21 protein-coding genes and 1 pseudogene are annotated in these 16,217 nt (G+C 70.9%); 12 read left to right on the top strand and 10 right to left on the bottom strand.

The features are described from left to right. Nucleotides 1-801: IS3 family transposase (locus ACLQ25_RS20705; protein WP_425732448.1), on the top strand; the 801-nt coding region annotated here is incomplete at its 5' end. A 68-nt stretch (nt 802-869) separates the two neighbouring features. Here ACLQ25_RS20705 and ACLQ25_RS20700 read toward each other — a convergent pair. Next, nucleotides 870-1,181, bottom strand: a pseudogene (locus tag ACLQ25_RS20700) (hypothetical protein); the annotation flags it as partial. Nucleotides 1,182-1,469: 288 nt separating this feature from the next. Between ACLQ25_RS20700 and ACLQ25_RS20695 the strand changes: the two are divergent. After that, nucleotides 1,470-2,237 carry a DUF5753 domain-containing protein gene (locus ACLQ25_RS20695; protein ID WP_425732447.1) on the top strand — a complete coding sequence of 256 codons (768 nt, stop codon included), beginning with the start codon at nt 1,470-1,472 and terminating at the stop codon, nt 2,235-2,237. Beyond that, nucleotides 2,234-2,425 carry a DUF397 domain-containing protein gene (locus ACLQ25_RS20690; RefSeq protein ID WP_425732446.1) on the top strand — a complete coding sequence of 64 codons (192 nt, stop codon included), beginning with the start codon at nt 2,234-2,236 and terminating at the stop codon, nt 2,423-2,425. The genes ACLQ25_RS20695 and ACLQ25_RS20690 overlap by 4 nt, the downstream gene beginning before the upstream one ends. Nucleotides 2,426-2,480: 55 nt before the next feature. Here the strand turns inward: ACLQ25_RS20690 and ACLQ25_RS20685 are convergent, their stop codons facing one another. After that, a complete protein-coding gene (locus ACLQ25_RS20685) occupies nt 2,481-3,467 on the bottom strand; it encodes a pirin family protein (RefSeq protein ID WP_425732445.1) in 987 nt (328 codons plus the stop codon). A gap of 11 nt (nt 3,468-3,478) precedes the next feature. Next, nucleotides 3,479-3,961, bottom strand: coding sequence for a MarR family winged helix-turn-helix transcriptional regulator (locus ACLQ25_RS20680; RefSeq protein WP_425732444.1), 483 nt, complete (start codon nt 3,959-3,961; stop codon nt 3,479-3,481). 157 nt (nt 3,962-4,118) lie between these two features. On the opposite strand from ACLQ25_RS20680, the gene ACLQ25_RS20675 reads away from it, so the two are divergent. Together ACLQ25_RS20675 and ACLQ25_RS20670 are read left to right on the top strand one after the other, a co-directional pair. Next, nucleotides 4,119-4,652 carry a GNAT family N-acetyltransferase gene (locus ACLQ25_RS20675; protein ID WP_425732443.1) on the top strand — a complete coding sequence of 178 codons (534 nt, stop codon included), beginning with the start codon at nt 4,119-4,121 and terminating at the stop codon, nt 4,650-4,652. Nucleotides 4,653-4,767: 115 nt separating this feature from the next. After that, complete coding sequence (locus tag ACLQ25_RS20670; protein WP_425732442.1) at nt 4,768-5,283, top strand: GNAT family N-acetyltransferase; 516 nt, start codon at nt 4,768-4,770, stop codon at nt 5,281-5,283. Here ACLQ25_RS20670 and ACLQ25_RS20665 read toward each other — a convergent pair. Beyond that, nucleotides 5,273-5,761: an FBP domain-containing protein gene (locus ACLQ25_RS20665; protein ID WP_425732441.1), complete on the bottom strand. Its 489-nt coding sequence runs from the start codon at nt 5,759-5,761 to the stop codon at nt 5,273-5,275. The two genes, ACLQ25_RS20670 and ACLQ25_RS20665, sit on opposite strands and share 11 nt — an antisense overlap. A 61-nt stretch (nt 5,762-5,822) precedes the next feature. Between ACLQ25_RS20665 and ACLQ25_RS20660 the strand changes: the two genes are divergently transcribed. Continuing rightward, a complete protein-coding gene (locus ACLQ25_RS20660; RefSeq protein WP_425732440.1) occupies nt 5,823-6,392 on the top strand; it encodes a TetR/AcrR family transcriptional regulator in 570 nt (189 codons plus the stop codon). Between the two features lie 64 nt (nt 6,393-6,456). Here the strand turns inward: ACLQ25_RS20660 and ACLQ25_RS20655 are convergent, their stop codons facing one another. Further along, a complete protein-coding gene (locus tag ACLQ25_RS20655; protein ID WP_425732439.1) occupies nt 6,457-6,873 on the bottom strand; it encodes a VOC family protein in 417 nt (138 codons plus the stop codon). Further along, on the bottom strand, nt 6,870-7,877 hold the full coding sequence (locus ACLQ25_RS20650; protein ID WP_425732438.1) for a hypothetical protein: 1,008 nt from the start codon (nt 7,875-7,877) through the stop codon (nt 6,870-6,872). The genes ACLQ25_RS20655 and ACLQ25_RS20650 overlap by 4 nt, the downstream gene beginning before the upstream one ends. Before the next feature lie 28 nt (nt 7,878-7,905). Between ACLQ25_RS20650 and ACLQ25_RS20645 the strand changes: the two genes are divergently transcribed. The 3 genes from ACLQ25_RS20645 (at nt 7,906) to ACLQ25_RS20635 (ending at nt 9,625) form a co-directional block, all read left to right on the top strand. Continuing rightward, a complete protein-coding gene (locus ACLQ25_RS20645; protein WP_425732437.1) occupies nt 7,906-8,376 on the top strand; it encodes a winged helix-turn-helix transcriptional regulator in 471 nt (156 codons plus the stop codon). After that, on the top strand, nt 8,373-8,960 hold the full coding sequence (locus tag ACLQ25_RS20640) for a DUF1684 domain-containing protein (RefSeq protein ID WP_425732455.1): 588 nt from the start codon (nt 8,373-8,375) through the stop codon (nt 8,958-8,960). Before ACLQ25_RS20645 ends, ACLQ25_RS20640 begins: the two co-directional genes overlap by 4 nt. A 104-nt stretch (nt 8,961-9,064) precedes the next feature. Next, nucleotides 9,065-9,625, top strand: coding sequence for a hypothetical protein (locus ACLQ25_RS20635; RefSeq protein ID WP_425732436.1), 561 nt, complete (start codon nt 9,065-9,067; stop codon nt 9,623-9,625). Nucleotides 9,626-9,740: 115 nt separating this feature from the next. Here the strand turns inward: ACLQ25_RS20635 and ACLQ25_RS20630 are convergent, their stop codons facing one another. Continuing rightward, entirely contained in the window at nt 9,741-10,331 is a 591-nt protein-coding gene (locus ACLQ25_RS20630; RefSeq protein WP_425732435.1) for a general stress protein, read from the bottom strand. 120 nt (nt 10,332-10,451) lie between these two features. On the opposite strand from ACLQ25_RS20630, the gene ACLQ25_RS20625 reads away from it, so the two are divergent. Continuing rightward, nucleotides 10,452-12,284 carry a glycoside hydrolase family 15 protein gene (locus ACLQ25_RS20625; RefSeq protein WP_425732434.1) on the top strand — a complete coding sequence of 611 codons (1,833 nt, stop codon included), beginning with the start codon at nt 10,452-10,454 and terminating at the stop codon, nt 12,282-12,284. 33 nt (nt 12,285-12,317) lie between these two features. Then, entirely contained in the window at nt 12,318-12,818 is a 501-nt protein-coding gene (locus tag ACLQ25_RS20620; RefSeq protein ID WP_425732433.1) for a metallophosphoesterase family protein, read from the top strand. A gap of 9 nt (nt 12,819-12,827) precedes the next feature. On the opposite strand, the gene ACLQ25_RS20615 is transcribed toward ACLQ25_RS20620, so the two are convergent. Further along, nucleotides 12,828-13,043, bottom strand: coding sequence for a DUF3072 domain-containing protein (locus tag ACLQ25_RS20615; protein WP_425732432.1), 216 nt, complete (start codon nt 13,041-13,043; stop codon nt 12,828-12,830). 94 nt (nt 13,044-13,137) lie between these two features. Here ACLQ25_RS20615 and ACLQ25_RS20610 point away from each other — a divergent pair, with 94 nt between their 5' ends. Further along, nucleotides 13,138-14,076 carry an NAD(P)/FAD-dependent oxidoreductase gene (locus ACLQ25_RS20610; protein ID WP_425732454.1) on the top strand — a complete coding sequence of 313 codons (939 nt, stop codon included), beginning with the start codon at nt 13,138-13,140 and terminating at the stop codon, nt 14,074-14,076. Between the two features lie 15 nt (nt 14,077-14,091). On the opposite strand, the gene ACLQ25_RS20605 is transcribed toward ACLQ25_RS20610, so the two are convergent. Together ACLQ25_RS20605 and ACLQ25_RS20600 are read right to left on the bottom strand one after the other, a co-directional pair. Next, entirely contained in the window at nt 14,092-15,381 is a 1,290-nt protein-coding gene (locus tag ACLQ25_RS20605) for a cation:proton antiporter (RefSeq protein ID WP_425732431.1), read from the bottom strand. Nucleotides 15,382-15,488: 107 nt separating this feature from the next. Continuing rightward, nucleotides 15,489-16,166 (bottom strand): HAD family hydrolase, encoded by a 678-nt coding sequence (locus ACLQ25_RS20600; protein WP_425732430.1) that lies wholly within the window; start codon nt 16,164-16,166, stop codon nt 15,489-15,491. Nucleotides 16,167-16,217 lie beyond the last annotated feature (51 nt).

Raw genomic sequence — 16,217 nt, 5'->3', positions numbered from 1 at the left:
CAGCAGCAAAGCGGCGTCCAGTCCCAACGGCAGCGTGTCGACGCGCAGATCACCGCGAAGATCACGCAGGTGCACGCGATGTCGAAAGGCACCTACGGAGCACCGCGGGTCCACGCCGACCTCGCCGACGCCGGGCTGCGACACGGCCGTAAACGCGTCGCCCGGCTGATGCGTTGCGCCGGGCTGGCCGGCAAGAGTCCACGCCGATGGCGAACGACCACCGTGCCTGACCCGAACGCCGGCAGACGACCTGACCTGGTCAACCGTGACTTCGACACCGACCCGGACGCGATCGACACCCGCTGGTGCGGCGACATCACCTACATCAACACCTGGCAAGGCTGGCTGTATCTGGCCACCGTCATCGACCTGGCCTCGCGCCGGGTCGTGGGCTGGGCCGTCGCCGAGCACCTCCGCACCGACCTGATCGACGCCGCCCTCACCGATGCCCTCGAGCGGCGCCGCCCGCCGTCCGGACTGGTGTTCCACTCCGACCGCGGCTGTCAATACACCAGCGACCAACACGCCCGCCTCGCCGCCGCCCACGGCATCCGCCTATCCGTCGGCCGACGCGGGCAGTGCTGGGACAACGCGGTCGCCGAATCGTTCTTCGCCACCATCAAAACCGAACTACTACACCGCCAGCCCTGGCCCACCCACAGCGCCGCCCGCCAGGCCATATTCGAGTACATCGAAGGCTGGTACAACACCCGCCGCCGACACTCCACCCTCGGCTACCTCAGCCCTGCCGCGTTCGAGGCCACCTACCTGCACCGGCTACCGACAAACCAAGCAGCCTGAATAAGATCAACACATCGACCCTGTCCGTCAAAACGGGTCAAGCCCACGGTCGTAGGCTCGACGATCGGTCTGCGGAACGGTCCCCATCCCACGAACCGGTCGTACAGGGCTCGCGGGCTCGGCCCGTCGTGTGGGTTGAGGTGGTACAGGTCCCGCATCGCGTCGTACAGCAGCCCGGCCAGGTAGATCGACAGGCTCGGCATCTTGCTCTCGTACTCGGCTTTCAGCATGAGGCGTGCGGTCGCGCAGGGCCACGGCTGCCCGTCGGCGCGGCAGGCCCAGTGGGGGCGTAGCGGCGTGTGCGGCGGGGCCTGGCCGTACCGGCGCGGACGGTCCGCGACCGGCCCGCGCTCGGGTCCGGGAACCTGCGCGGAGATCACGACCGACCCCCGTTCGTCCGCTGTGCCCGGATCAGGTGGCCCACCGTCGGGATGGCCTCGCTGCGCCAGAACGTGAAGCGCACAGTGCCTCCTTTGCGCTGTCGTCGTGGGAAGGGGCCGCCCCGTGAGTGCTCGCCGGTCAGGGGCGGCCCCGGTACGAACGCGTCCGCCGGGTTCGGGTCCCTACCGGCCGCGCCATCTGTTGCCACCTTGCCGCCTGTTGCCTCACGAATACACAGCGTTGCACTATCTTCTGTGGACGCCTGGGACGTACCAAGGAGTTATCGGATGAACCACGCAGTCATCGAGGCCATGTCGGCCGCTGGCGAGACGGCAGACAGCCTTGCAGCTCAGATCGGTGTTGACCCCAAGACCGCAGCCAAGTGGGCGAACCCGGGGCGCGTCCCGCAGACCCGTCATCGGGCCAAAGTCGCAGCCTTGCTTGGGCATGAGGAGGGGGACCTTTGGCCGGACGTTCTGAAACGTCGCGAGCCTTCCTGGTTCCGTCTTTGGGCGGACCTTGAGCGCGAAGCCCTGTCGCTGCGCAGCTACCAGCTCGCATGGGTGCCCGGCCTGCTACAGACGGAGGCGTATGCCCGCGCCACGTTGGCGGGCGAAGATCTGACCCCGGCCGAGGTCGATGACCTGGTCTCGGCTCGCATCGGCCGACAGGCGATCCTGCGACGAGATCGGCCACCACTGCTCATCGCCGTTGTCGACGAGTCGGTGTTTCGGCGCACCTCCGGTGGCAACCGGGCCATGATGGCCGAGCAGTTGAACCGACTTGTCGAATGGTCGGCAATGCCAGCAGTGCAGCTCTACGCGGTGCCGATTTCGGCCGGCATGTACCCGGGCCTCGGCGGCCCATTCACCATCGCCGACATGCCGGACGGGGGGCGAGTGGCGCACGTGGACAGCCAGGCGGCCGCGCAGATCGTCGATCAGACGCCGGACATTGTTACGCTCGAACGACGATGGGAGCGTGTTCGCGGCGAGGCCCTATCGCGAGCGCAAACCCTGGACCCCATCAGGGAAGCGGCAGCATCATGGACATGACCGGCGCACGGTGGCGCAAGAGCACCAAGAGCGGCAACAACGGCGGCGACTGCGTCGAGGTCGCCGACAACCTCCCCGGTGTCGTCCTTGTTCGCGACACGAAGGACCGTGACGGCGGGACACTCACCTTCGGGCCGGCGCAGTGGCAGGGCTTCGTTGACATGGCGAAGGCCCACGAGACGGCCTGACCCGTACTACGCAAGAGGCCCCCGAATCGCTCCGGGGGCCTTCGCAGTGTCCGGGTCAGGGACGTCGGCGCATGCCGTCGGTGTGCGGGATGCGCTCGGTGGGGATGACGCCGAGTCGGCCGGCCTTGAAGTCCTCGAACGCCTGGAGCAGCTCGTCGCGGGTGTTCATGACGAACGGCCCGTACTGCGCCACCGGCTCGCGGATGGGCTGACCGCCCATGATGTACAGGTCGAGCGCCGGGGTGTTGCTGTCCTGCGTGGCGTCCGCGCTGAAGCGCAGCGCGTTGCCCGGACCGTGCACCGCGAGCTGGCCGGTGTGGACCGGCCGGCGCTCGGCGCCGACGGTGCCGCGCCCGCCGAGGACGTACACCAGGGCGTTGAAGTTGGGCTTCCAGGGCAGGTCGACCTGCGCGCCGGGCTGGACGGTGACGTGGCTGATGGTGATCGGCGTGAACGTGGAGCCCGGCCCCTTGTGCCCGGCGATCTCACCGGCGATGACCCGGACGAGCGCGCCGCCGTCCTCGGTGGTGAGCAGCGCGGACTCCCGGCCCCGGATGTCCTGGTACTGGGGCGGGTTCATCTTGGCCTTGCGCGGCAGGTTGACCCAGAGCTGCGTGCCGTGGAAGAGGCCGCCGCTCGTCACCAGGTGCTCCGGCGGCGCCTCGATGTGCAGCAGGCCACTGCCGGCCGTCATCCACTGGGTATCGCCGTCGGTGATGGTGCCGCCGCCGCCCTGCGAGTCCTGGTGGTCGAAGACGCCGTCGATGATGTACGTGACGGTCTCGAAGCCGCGGTGCGGGTGCCACGGGGTGCCCTTCGGCTCACCCGGCGCGTAGTCGACCTCACCCATCTGGTCGAGGTGGATGAACGGGTCCAGGTCGGTCGTCGACACCCCGGCGAAGGCCCGGCGGACCGGAAAGCCCTCGCCCTCGAAGCCGCTGGGCGCGGTGGTCACCTTGCGGACCTTGCGGATCGTGGTGGCCTTGTGAAGCTTGGGCAGGCGGGGCAGAACGAGGACGTTGTCAACGGTGATCGCAGGCATCGCAGGGCTCCTTAGCGTGTGGCGTGGGTGTTCGACGTGGTCTCGGCCGCCCGCAGGCGGCGGCCGAGCCGGTCGAAGATCCGGGTGAGGCAGGCGACCTCGGCGTCGTCGAGGTCGTCCATCAGATGGGTACGCACCGACGCCAGGTGGTGGGGTGCGGCCTCCGTCAGGGTGAGCAGCCCGGCGGCGGTCAGTACGGCTTCGCTGCCGCGCCGATCGTCCGGGCAGGGCTCCTTGCTGACCAGGCCGCGCCGCTGCATCGAGGAGATCTGGTACGTGAGGCGGCTGGGGGAGAAGACCAGACGGCCGGCAAGTTCGCCCATTCGCAGCCGTTGCCCCGGCGCTTCGGAGAGCAGAACCAGCACGTGGTAGTCGGCGAAGCTGAGGTCACTGTCGGCCCGTAGGTCGTCTTCCATCTGGGTGAACAGGCGCTGGCTGGCCTCGATGTAGGCGCGCCAGGAGGCCGCTCGGGTGCTGTCCAGGCTCTCGGTCACGACCACGACACTAGCACTAGTTAAAAATTCAACTAGTGGGGTTCAGGTTTGCCTGCGTCACGCCTGTCTGGTTGCGGGATCACTTCGTACAGCTTTGAAGGAGCCTCTGAGTAATCCGGCGGCCGGACCGGCGCGGAGTGTGTCAGACTCCGGCCTCGTGGAACACGTGGAGCTCACCGCCGACGACCTGCTGCTGCGCCCCTGGAAGGACGCGGACGCCCCGGCGGTGCTCAACGCCCTGCGCGACCCGGCCATCGCCCAGTGGAACCCGCAGGGCGACGGCCCGGTCGACGACCAGGTCGCCCTGCTCTGGGTACGTCGCCGGGCCGACTGGTCGGCCGGTGACCACGCCTCGCTGGCGGTGGCCGACGCCGCTGACGGCGAACTGCTCGGCTCGGTGTCGCTGCACCACATCCGGCACGGCGACGCCTCGATCGGTTACTGGACGATGCCGGCGGCGCGCGGGCGCGGTGTCGCGACGCGGGCCGTCGCCCGGCTCACCGCGTGGGCGTTCGACGACCTCCGGCTGCACCGGATCGAGCTGTGTCACGCCGTCGCCAACCCGGCGTCCTGCCGGGTCGCCGACCGGGCCGGCTACCCCGCCGAGGGGACGCTACGCGAGTCGTACCGGTACGGCGACGGCCGCCGCTACGACGAGCACCTGCACGCCCGCCTGTCCACCGACCGCTAGGCCCATATCTCAGACGGCTCGACAGAGCGATCACACGCGTGGCGTCGGCCGAGGCCCTGTCCTGGCGATCATGGCCGGGCTGCCAAGTGGCTGCCTCGACCCTAGGATCGGGATGGTGCAGGAGACCCGGCCAACGGTTCGGCCAGCGAGCTTGGCGGATGTTGCGTCACTGGTGGAGTTGCGCCTGGCCAACGCTGAGGCCCACGTTGCTCTCGACGCCGCCACCTACCGCGTTCCGCCGCGTGACGCGGTAGTGCGCCACTTCGCGGCCATGGTGGCCGACGAGGCCGGGCGGGATGGTGTCCTCGTCGCTGAGGGCCACGACGGTCAGGTGGCCGGGATGGTCGAAGTGCTGCGGTATTCCGACCCGCCCGACCATCAGATCCTGCGTCCTGAACCGTCGGCCCAGGTCCACACGGTGGTGCTGCCCGAGGCCAGAGGGCTCGGGGTGGGATCAGCGTTGCTGGCGGCGGCCGAACGGTGGGCAAGCGACCGGGGGGTCACGTATCTGTCGGCTGGCATCCACCACCGCAACGTCGGTGCGGTGCGCTTCTACCGCCGGCACGGCTACGCCGACGCCGGTCTCTCCCGTGGTAAGAGCCTGGCTGAGCAGCCGCCGATTACTCGGTGACCCGGCGGAGGAACGCGGCCAGGTGGCCGCTGGTGCGGTCGATCTTCTCGGTCAGGGTGAGGGTCTCCTCGATCCGCCGCCCGGCGTCCTTCCTGCCCCGCACATAGAGGGAACAGGCCAGGTCGGAGCAGACGTACGCGCCCACGGAGTTGCCCTGCCGGCCCTCGCGGCCGGCCTTGCGCGCGGTCATCAGCGAGACGCCGTCGCCGGTGTGGGTGGTCAGGCAGAAGGAGCACATGCTGCGTCGTACCCGCCCGGTCTGCTGCGGCGCCACCCGCAGCGCGACCCCGATGGGGCCGTCGTCGGTCTCGGCGACCAGGTACGCCCGCTGCGGCGCGGCGGGGTCCCGCCAGCCGAGGAAGTCGAGGTCGTCCCAGGGGTACGTCTCCAGGTCGACCGGTACGGCCAGCCGCTTCGCCTCGCCCTGCGTGCAGTTGACGAAGGAGGCGCGGATGGCGGGTTCGGTGATGGCTAGCATAGGTAGTAGCCTAGCTCTATTAGGCAAGCGATTAACAAGGCTAGGTTGAGGGGTGTGGCGAGTGGCACGTGCCGGCGTGACGGTCGAGCGGTTGACCCAGGTGGCGGCCGACCTGGCCGACGAGGTGGGCGTCGAGAACGTGACCGTCGCCGCCCTCGCGCGGCACTTCGGTGTGAAGGACGCGAGCCTCTACTTCCACCTCAAGAACGCGCACGACCTGCGCGTCCGGATCGCTCTGCTGGCGCTCGCCGAGCTGGCCGACCAGGTCTCCGACGCGCTCGCCGGCCGGGCCGGCAAGGACGCGCTGGTCGCGTTCGCCAACGCGTACCGGGACTACGCGACGCGGCATCCCGGCCGCTACGCCGCCATGCAGATCGACCTCGATCCCGAGACCGCCGCCGCGAGCGCGGGTGTCCGACACGCGGAGATGACCCGGGCGATCCTGCGCGGCTACCGGCTCGCCGAGCCCGACCAGACCGATGCCGTCCGGATGATGCACAGCACGTTCCACGGCTTCGTGAGCCTGGAGCGGACCGGCGGCTTCCGCCACACGCCGCGCCCGACGGACGACTCCTGGGCCCGTACCCTCGATGCCCTCGACGCTGTTCTCAGCAACTGGCCACAACGGTGACGGCCGGGCGAGCATGGCGGTCCATGCTTCACCCGGCCGTCGTTCGCCGCGACTCCGGCCCTGGTCAGGACGCCGGAGGTGGCGTGAGGTTCACCAGCCAGTCGGTCCCGAACCGGTCGGTGCACCTGCCGTAGCGGGCGCCCCACTGCGATTCGGCGAACGGGACGGTGACGACGCCGCCCTCGCTGAGTCGCTCCCAGTATCCGGTGAGTTCGGTCTCGTCATCACCGCCCAGCGTGATCGACGACGTGCCGCCGGCCCCGTCGTCGCCCGGCGTCCGGTCCGAGCCCATCAGCACGATCCCGGATTCGCCCTTGAGCGTCGCGTGCGCGATCAGGTCGTCGGCCGCCGCTGCGGTGGGGCCGTGCAGGTCGCCGAAGGTGGCGATCTGGAGACTGCCCCCAAAGACGGACCGGTAGAACCGCATGGCGTCCCGCGCGTTGCCGGCGAAGCTGAGGTACGGGCTGACCCGGGCGGTCATCGGCCGGCCTCGGCGGCGAGCGGACGTCGCGGTGCGGTCCGCTGTCGGAGCAGGACGAACCCGAGCCCCGCCAGGAACCAGGCGGCGAGCACCGCGAGCGGCACCAGCGTGTGCGAGCCGCCGAAGTAGCCGAAGTTGTTCACCGCGCGGACGGCCGCGCCCGGCGGGAGCTTCGCCGAGATCGCCTGCGCCCAGCCCGGCAGCAGGTCGACGCCGATCGTCGCTCCGCTCGTCGCGTTGCCGATGGTGGTGAGGGTGAGCACGGCGAGCGCGATACCGATCGGCCCGAGCCAGGCGCCGAGGGCCTTCGTGGTGAAGGCGCTGGCCGCCGACAGCAGGATGAGCGACAGGGCGAGCAGGGGGAACGGCGCCGTCAGTGAGCCGTACACCGGGCCGGCGACCGTGGCCGCCACCACGCCGATCAGGACCGCGAACCCGCCCATCGCGTAGAGCCGGTGGCGCAGGCGCACCTTCGCGGTGGCGGCGGTGAGCCCCTGCGCGAGGACGAACGACGAGAGGGTGACCCCGAAGACCACGTAGAAGGCGGACAGCCCGCGACTGTCGTAGCTCGCCAACGGGACGATGTCGTTCTCCTGGACCGTCATGCCCGCCTGCTTGCCGAGACCGGCGACGAGTTGCCGGGCGGCGCCGCTCTCGCTGAACCCGCTCGCGCCGGCGTAGTCGAGGCGCAGGCTGTCGGGCGAGGCCGCGCTGAGAACCGCGACGGCGTCGCCGTCGTGGACCAGTGCGGCACCGTCGTCGACGCTGGTCACCTGCGTGACGGCGACGGCGTCGCCGAACCCGCCGTGGGCGCGGGTGGCCAGTTGCTCGCCGACGACCGCGATCGGCAGGCGGCTCGGTGTGGGATCACGTTGCAGCCCGACGTAGACGGCGATGAACGCCGTGCCGATGATCAGCCCGGTGATCACCAGAGAGAGCCAGGCGGCACGCTGGGTGGTGACGGGCGTTTCCCGCCTGGTGGGTGAATCGGATGGCGACGTCATGGGTGCTTCCTCGGGTAGTGTGGTTTGAATGTCCAACCAGATGAACCGTAGCACCCCCGGTTTGAATTCCAAACCAGAGCGGGACACTCTCGCGGTGGCGCTCGACGCGGTCAACGACAGGTGGTCTCTGCACATCGTGCGAGCGCTCGCCTTCGGCGCGTCGCGTTATACCGAGATCCTGCGAGCGGTCGGCGCACCCCGGGACGTCCTCGCCGCCCGGCTGCGGAAACTGGCCGAAACCGGAATCCTCCAGGCCCGTCCCGCCGAGGACGGCAAGGTGGCGGGGTACGAACTCACCCAGAAGGGTCGGGACCTCGGTCAGGTCATCCTCGTGCTCAAGCGCTGGGGCGACACCTACAGCGATGCCGAGGTGCCCACCATCAACTTTATCCACGACGTCTGCGGTGAGGTGTTCGTCGCCGAGGTCCGCTGCCAGGCGTGCGGCCGGCCCCTGAAGCCCGGAGAGCTGTCCCTCGACGAGGAGTCCCCGACATGCTGACCGACCTCGAACTGGCCGACTGGCGCGAGCGGGTGGCCCGGCTGTACCTGTCCGACGTCGACCTGGTCGGCTTCCGCGCCGGCCGCGACGACCTTTTCGCCACCCACCCGCAGAGCCCCATCCCGCCCGACGAACGGCCCGCCTTTCGGGGCGTGCGGTACTTCCCACCCAACCCGGAGGCGGTGGTCGAGGCGCCGCTACGGCCAGCCAGCGGTGAGTTGAGCATCGACACCGGGGGCCCGGACGGCGTCGTGACGTACCGGCGGGTGGCGGTGGCCGAGACGTCGTGGGGGCCGCTCACGCTGTGGTGGATCGAGGCGTACGGGGGCGGACTGTTCGTGCCGCTGCGCGACGGCACCTGCGGACAGGAGACGTACGGCGGGGGCCGCTACCTCACCGACACGGTGAAGGGCACCTTCGGCCGGGGCGTCGAGCTGCTGCCCGGTGACCGGGTCCGGCTGGACGCGAACTACCTCTACAACCCGAGCTGTGCGTACGACGACCGCTGGGCCTGCCCCCTCGCGCCGCCCGAGAACCGGGTCGACGTCCCGTTGCGCGCCGGCGAACTGGCGTACCACGACTGACCCGCGAGTAGGAGAACCGGTTACGAACACCGAGCTGACAGCTTCCTGACATGCCTGCGCCAGGGTAGGGCCGAATCGGTCACACGACGGGAAAGAGGCACAGCATGGCGAGGCAGCGCACGGCGTTCCTGGTGTTCGCGGCCGTCATCGTGGCGGCGACCGCCGCCTGCGGCTCCGGCGGCGCGACGACCGGTGAAGGACAGCCCGACGTCGCCACGCTCCAGACGGCGACCGCCGCGTCGCCGTCGCGGAGCGCGTCGCCGACCGTCGAGGCGCCGAGGTTCCGCCTCGACGACACCGACGCGGACCGGGCCGCCAAGATGAAGCCCTACGACGACTGCCTCAAGCAGCACGGGCTCGACGTCATCGCCATCCGGCAGAAGCGCAAGCCCCCACTCGGCGACGCCGCCCGGGAGGCCGCCAACAAGGCGTGCGAGCCCCTCAACCCGCTCCCACCCTGGGAGGAGGACCCCGCCAACCCGAAGGCCCGCGACTTCACGTACGCCGTGGTCAAGTGCCTGAAGGCGAAGGGCGTGGACGTCGAGCTGTCACCCGACGGGTCGAGCTACGGCTACCGGGGATCGCCCGACGACCCGGGCGACGTCGACAAGGGCATGAGTCTCGCCCTCGTCTGCCGCCGCGAGGTCGCGAAGTCCCAGTACTGAGCCCTCGCCCCGGTGCCGCCGATCTTGCACTTTCGGTCATTGATATGCCCGCTCTGCGTCGATTTGGGAGCGCAGAAAGTGCAAGATCGGCGGCGGGGCGTCGGCGTGCCGTGGCTCAGCGGTTTTCCGCCGGGCGTGAGCCCGGCATCTGCATGCGGCCCAGGAGCTGCCTCGCCTGGTCGGCTAGCTGCGCGTCGACAGTCACCGCGTACTGGCCGGCGCGGAGCGAACTGGCCGAGGTGAAGTCGCGCTGCCCACCGGTCATGGCGTGCGCGACCGCGCCGAACACGGCGCCCCAGATCGCGCCGATGACCAGTCCGACCAGGATCACCGCCAGCCAGTTGCCGACGGTGAAGATGCCGAACAGCAGGCCGATGAAGAGCCCGAACCAGGCGCCGGTGCCGGCGCCGAGCAGGGCCGCGCGGCCCGTCGTCATCCGTCCCAGCACCGTCTCGACAAGCGTCAGGTTCGTGCCGACGATGGCGGTGTGCTCCACCGGGAAGCGGTTGTCCGCCAGGTAGTCGACCACCTTCTGCGCGGACGGATAGTCCGGGTACGAGCCGATCGTCACGGTGGCTGCGCCACCTTCCGGCCCGTGCCCGTCCGCGCCCGGTGTCGACGGGCGGCCTGCCGGACCGGACGGAAGCACGTCACCACTGGTTGCGCCGGGCCGCCAGGCGGCGGTCGGCTCCGGAGCTGAGGTCATGAGCATCCTCCCTCGTCAGCCGCCCGGTTTCCCGCAAGTGCCGAGTGGTAACGCCGGGCCGGCGGGTGGGTGCCGCGGCTGCCGGAGGCATGTGCGGGGACGGCCCGGGTAGGCAGCCAGGTGCAGACCGCAAAGATCAGCGACCACGGCCTCCTCGCGGACGGCCGCAGCGCGGCTCTCGTGGATCACACGGGGTCGGTGAACTGGTGGTGCCCGGGTCGGTTCGACGCCCCGTCGGTGTTCGCGCGGCTGATCGGCGAGGACGCCGGGCACTGGTCCATCCGGCCGGAGACCGACGACTTCACCGTCGAACGCAGCTACCTCGACAACACCCTGGTCCTGCGGACCGTCTTCCGCACCGCCGCAGGCGAGGTGGAGTTGACCGACGCGCTCGCCCTGGAACCCGGCGCGCGCGAGCACGACATCGGTTACCGCTCGCCACAGGTGCTGGTCCGCAGCGTGCGGGGCCTCTCCGGCGAGGTGCCGATGCGGGTGCACTACCGACCTCGGTTCGAGTACGGCCGCACCACACCGTTCCTCGTCGAGCAGGACGGCGCCCTGGATGCGGTCGGCGGGGCCAGCCGGCTCACCCTGGTCGGCAGCGTGCCGCTGACCTGCGGCGACGGCGAGGCCGCCGGCACGTTCACCGTCCGCGCGGGCACGACCAACAACTTCACCCTCGGGTACGCCCCGACCTACGACTCGCCCCAGCCGCAGGTGCCCGACGCCGACCGGACCATCGCCGACACGGCCGAGGGGTGGCGCTCCTGGGTCCGCAGGCACGAGTACCACGGGATCTACGCCGAACATGTCCGACGCAGCGCGCTGATCGTGCAGGGCATGACGTACCGACCCAGCGGCGCGGTGGTCGCCGCCGTGACGACGTCGCTGCCGGAGGAGCTCGGCGGGGACCGGAACTACGACTACCGGTACGTCTGGGTGCGCGACTTCAGCCTGACCCTGCGGGCGCTCTGGCGGACGGCCTGCTTCGACGAGGTGCAGCGGCAGTTCACCTGGCTCGGCCGGGCGATGGGCCGGATCGACGAGGAGCCGGTGCCCATCATGTACGGGGTGCTGGGGGAGCGGGACCTCACCGAACACCGCCTCGACCAGCTCGCCGGCTACCGCGACAGCCCGCCCGTGATGATCGGTAACGACGCGTGGCGGCAGCGCCAGACCGACGTCTTCGGCGAGGCGATGGACGCGGCCTGGCTCATGCGCGACCGGCTGGAACCGTTGGAGCCGGACGTCTACCACCTGCTGCGGTCCCTCGCCGACAAGGCGGCCCAAGACTGGCCGCTGCCGGACGCGGGGATGTGGGAGGAGCGCGGGATCGAACACCACCACGTGTCCTCCAAGGTGCACTGCTGGTCGGCGCTGGACCGGGCGGTCCGCTTCGGCGCCCGACTGGGGGAGCCGCAGGACGTGGCCCGCTGGGCGGCCGCCCGCGACGAGGTCCGTGCCGAAGTGCTGGAACGAGGATGGAGCGAGCGGGTCGGGGCGTACACCGGAAGTTACGAGTCCGACGACCTGGACGCGTCGGTGCTGGTGATGCCCCTGGTGGGGTTCCTGCCGGCCGACGACGAGCGGATGCGCTCGACGATCCGTGCCGTGGAGGACAAGCTGTCCCACGACGGCCTGCTGCGACGCTGGGACGGCGACCCGGCCGGGTTCCTCATCTGCTCGTTCTGGCTGGTCTGCTGCCTGGCGCTGGCCGGCGAACGGGACCGGGCGCGCGAGTTGTTCGAGACGCTGCTCGCGCGACTCAACGATCTGGGACTGTTCGCCGAGCAGATCGACCCGCTGACCGGGGAGCAGTTGGGCAACTTTCCCCAGGCGTTCTCGCATATCGGTCTGATCAACGCCGCCGGTGTGCTCAGCGACGTCGAAGAGGACCCGGCGCTGCGCAGCCTGGGCATGCCGCCCGCCTTTTTCACCCCGGCGTCGCGCTGAGCACACCGCCCACGCCCGGGGGATGATGCCGGCATGAGGCTGGTGCTCACGGCGGACACGCATCTCCCCAAGCGGGCCCGGGACCTCCCGGAGCAGCTGTGGACGGCGGTCGAGGCGGCGGACGTCGTGCTGCACGCCGGCGACTGGGTCGACGAGTCGCTGCTCGACGCGATGACCGCCCGCGCGCGACGGCTCGTCGGCGTGTACGGCAACAACGACGGGCCGGCGCTGCGTGCCCGGCTGCCCGAGGTGGCCCGCGTGGACCTCGACGGGCTACGGGTCGCCGTGGTGCACGAGACGGGGCCGCGCACCGGCCGTGAACAGCGCTGCGCGGCCCGTTTCCCCGACGTCGACCTGCTGGTCTTCGGTCACTCGCACATCCCCTGGGACACCGTGGCCCCCAACGGGCTGCGCCTGCTCAACCCCGGGTCGCCCACCGACCGCCGCTCTCAGCCACACGCCACCTACATCGAGGCCGAGACGACCCGGGGGAGCTTGGAGTCCGTACGCCTGCACACCCTGCCGCGTCGCTGACCAGCGCGCCTACTGGCCCCGGCCCGTCTCGGCCTGGAGCTCGTCGATCCGCTTGGAGGCCTCGGCCTTGGTCAGATCTTCCGGGAGCGTCGCGTCCGCCTCCCGGGCCAGCGTGGCCAGGTACGACTCCTGGGCCGCCGTGGGCGGCTCGTCGCCGGTGACCCACTCGTCCGGGTCCTTGATCGCGCCGCGCGGGTCGGCCTGCTCGTTGCTACGGTCCGTCATCCTCATCACCCTTTCTTCGAACAGGTGTGCCAGTACCCCGATCGCCGCCGGTTCATGCCCCTACGATCATCGGATGAGCGTGAACTCCTCAGGCGTGCTGGTGGTCGGGTCGGGCATCGCCGGGGTGGCGTGCGCCGTGGAGCTGACCCGGGCCGGGGTGCCGGTGCGGGTCCACGAACGCGGCCACGTCAGCGGCGGCCGGATGGCCAGCAAACGCTTCGACGGCCGCCCCGCCGACACCGGCGCCGCGTACTTCACGGCCAGCGACCCGGACTTCGCCGCCGTCGTCGACGAGTGGCGTGCCGCCGGCCTGGTCCGCGAGTGGACCGACACCTTCTGGGCGTACGACACGAACGGCCGTCACGAGGTGCCCGGGCCGCTGCGGTACGCCGCCCCGCGCGGGCTGCGCTCGCTCGTCGAACACCTGGCCCGTCCGGTGCCGGTGACCGTCGACCGGTTGGTGCTCGCGGTCGAACCCGGGCCGACCGTCGACGGCAAGGCGTACGACGCCGTCGCCCTGGCCATGCCGGGACCACAGGCGGCCCTGCTGCTCGACCCGGCCCTGGCCGACGCCACCCGCGTCGTGCAGGCGCAGACCTGGTCGCCGACCCTCTCCGCGGTGCTGCGCTTCGAGTCCCGACGCTGGCCGACCTTCCGTGGCGCGTTCGTCAACGACCATCCGGTGCTCAGCCTCGTCTGCGACGACGGCGACCGGCGGGGCGACGACGCGCCGGTGCTGGTCGCGCACACCGTGCCGGAGTTCGCCGCCGGGCACCTGGCCCAGCCCAGCGCCGCCGGGCCGGCGATCGAGCAGGCCGTCCGGGACCTGCTCGGTCTGCCCGACGAGGCCGCCGACGTGCACGTGCACCGCTGGACGTACGCCAAGCCGACCGGCGAACCCACCGACGTCACCCACCACCTCGACGCGGACGGGATCGGCCTGGCCGGCGACGCCTTCGGCCCACCCCGCGTGCAGAGCGCCTGGCGTTCCGGCCGGGACCTCGGTCGCGCGATCGTCGCCCGCCTCGGCTGAGGAGTCCCGGCGCGCTCAGGGATGCCCGGCGGCGGCCACCGGCTGGGCCTCGGACTCGGACGGGTCCTCGGTGCGTTCGCCCTCGCGGTCCAGCAACTGCATCACCGGGGTCGCCGCGACGCCGTGCACCACCACGGACACGAGCACCACCAGCCCGACCGTGGCCCACAGCAGCTCCGCCTGCGGGAAGTCCGTCTTCGTGGTGGCGTACGCCAGGTAGTAGAACGAGCCCACCCCACGGATACCGAACAGTGAGATCACCCAGTGCTCCGCCGGCCGACCGGGCGCGCCGCGCAGCGACAACCAGCCGACGGCCGGCCGGATCAGGAAGACCAGCGCCAACCCGACGGCCGCCGCCGGCCAGGTCAGCGGCGCGAGCAGGCCGCCCACGATCGCGCCGCCGAGCAGCAGCAACAACACCAGGGTGAGCAGCCGCTCGACCTGCTCGGCGAAGTCGTGCAGCACCGAGTGGAACTCGTGGGTCCGTTCGGCGGCCCGGATGGCCCGCGCGGCCACGAACACCGCCAGGAAGCCGTACCCGCCGGCCACCTCCACCAGCCCGTAGGCGAGGAACGTGGCGGCCAGCGCCAGGAACCCCTCGGCGTGCCGGGCCAGCCGCAACTCGCTCGGCGCCCGGAAGAACAGCTTGCCGAGCAGCCAGCCGATGAGCAGGCCGCCGCCCACCCCGACGCCGACCTTCCAGAGCACGTCCACGGTGAACCACTCGGCCATCCACGCGCGGGGGGCGAGGCTGGTCGAGGCGATGGCGATGGCCGCGTAGACGAACGGGAACGCCAGCCCGTCGTTCAGGCCGGCCTCCGAGGTCAGGGCGAAGCGGACCTCGTCCTCGGAGTCCTCCACATCCGTCGGTTCGCCGACCTGCACGTCGGCGGCGAGCACCGGGTCGGTCGGGGCCAGCGCGGCGGCCAGCAGCAATGCTGCCGCGGGCACCAGACCGGCCCACCACCAGCCGAGCAGCGCCACCGCCGCGATGCACACCGGCATCGCGATGGCCAGCAGTCGCCAGGTGGAGGACCACCGGGCCCAGCTCAACGGTCGGTCGATCTTCAACCCGGCGCCCATCAGGGCGACGATCACCCCGATCTCGGTCAGGTGAGTGGCCAGCTCGGGATGGGCCAGCGGGTCCGGTGTGGGCAGTCCGATCGGGAGGAGGAAGACCAGCATGCCGAGGGCGAGGAACGCGATCGGCATGGACAACGGTCGGCGCTCCAACACCCGGGGCAGGATGCCCGCGAGCAGGGCGCCCACGCCCACCAACGCGAACGCCACATCTACCGGCTCCACGGACACCACCCTCTCGCCGCACCCGCACGGTGCGGGCAGGTGGCCACAGACCATGCCCCGCGAGACTGGTGGCTAAGCGCGTCGACCCGGACGAACCGGAGTGGTTCTCACCTCGGTCGGGTGAGGGGGGAGTCCGCCAGCTCGGCGAGCAGCGCCGCCGGGTCGTCGTACACCGCCACCGCGCCGGCGCCGGCGAGTTCGCCGCGGCTCGTGCCGCCGCAGGTCAACCCGACGCACGGGATGTCGAGCTTGCCGGCCGCCGCGACGTCCCACACCGAGTCGCCCACGTAGACGACCCGCTCGGCGGCCAGCCCCGACTGATCGAGCGCCGCTTCGAGAATGTCCGGCGCGGGCTTGCTCTCCTTGGCGTCGGCCGACGACGTGACGGTGTCCACCACGTCGTCCGCGTTCAGTGCCCGGCGCAGCGCGCCGACCTCATGCTCGGCGGCGGAGGTGGCGAGCACCACCCGCAACCCGCGCTCGGCGCAGGCGCGCAGCAGGTCCGCCGCCCGAGGCAGCGGCGTCAGCCGTTCCCAGTACTCGGTGTAGAGGGTGTCGTGCGCCTCGCGCAGCTTCGGATCCTCGTCGCGGTCACGCTCCGGGCCGAGCAGGTGATCCAGCAGCTTGTCCGAACCCATGCCGATCGAGCGGTGCACGGTGGCCATCGGCACCGGCCGGTCCGCCTGGCGCAGCGCCTCCCACCAGCTCACCGTGTGCAGGTAGGTGGTGTCGACAAGCGTTCCGTCGACGTCGAAGAGCACCCCTTGGGGTTGTTCGTTGGCCATGGCCGTACTCCTACCCCTTGCGCGATCGGCTGACTCGCCCCGCGGATCGGT

This window comes from Micromonospora sp. DT44, from assembly GCF_049841635.1.
Lineage (GTDB): Bacteria > Actinomycetota > Actinomycetes > Mycobacteriales > Micromonosporaceae > Micromonospora.
This window is presented reverse-complemented; position numbering and strand designations above follow the sequence as displayed.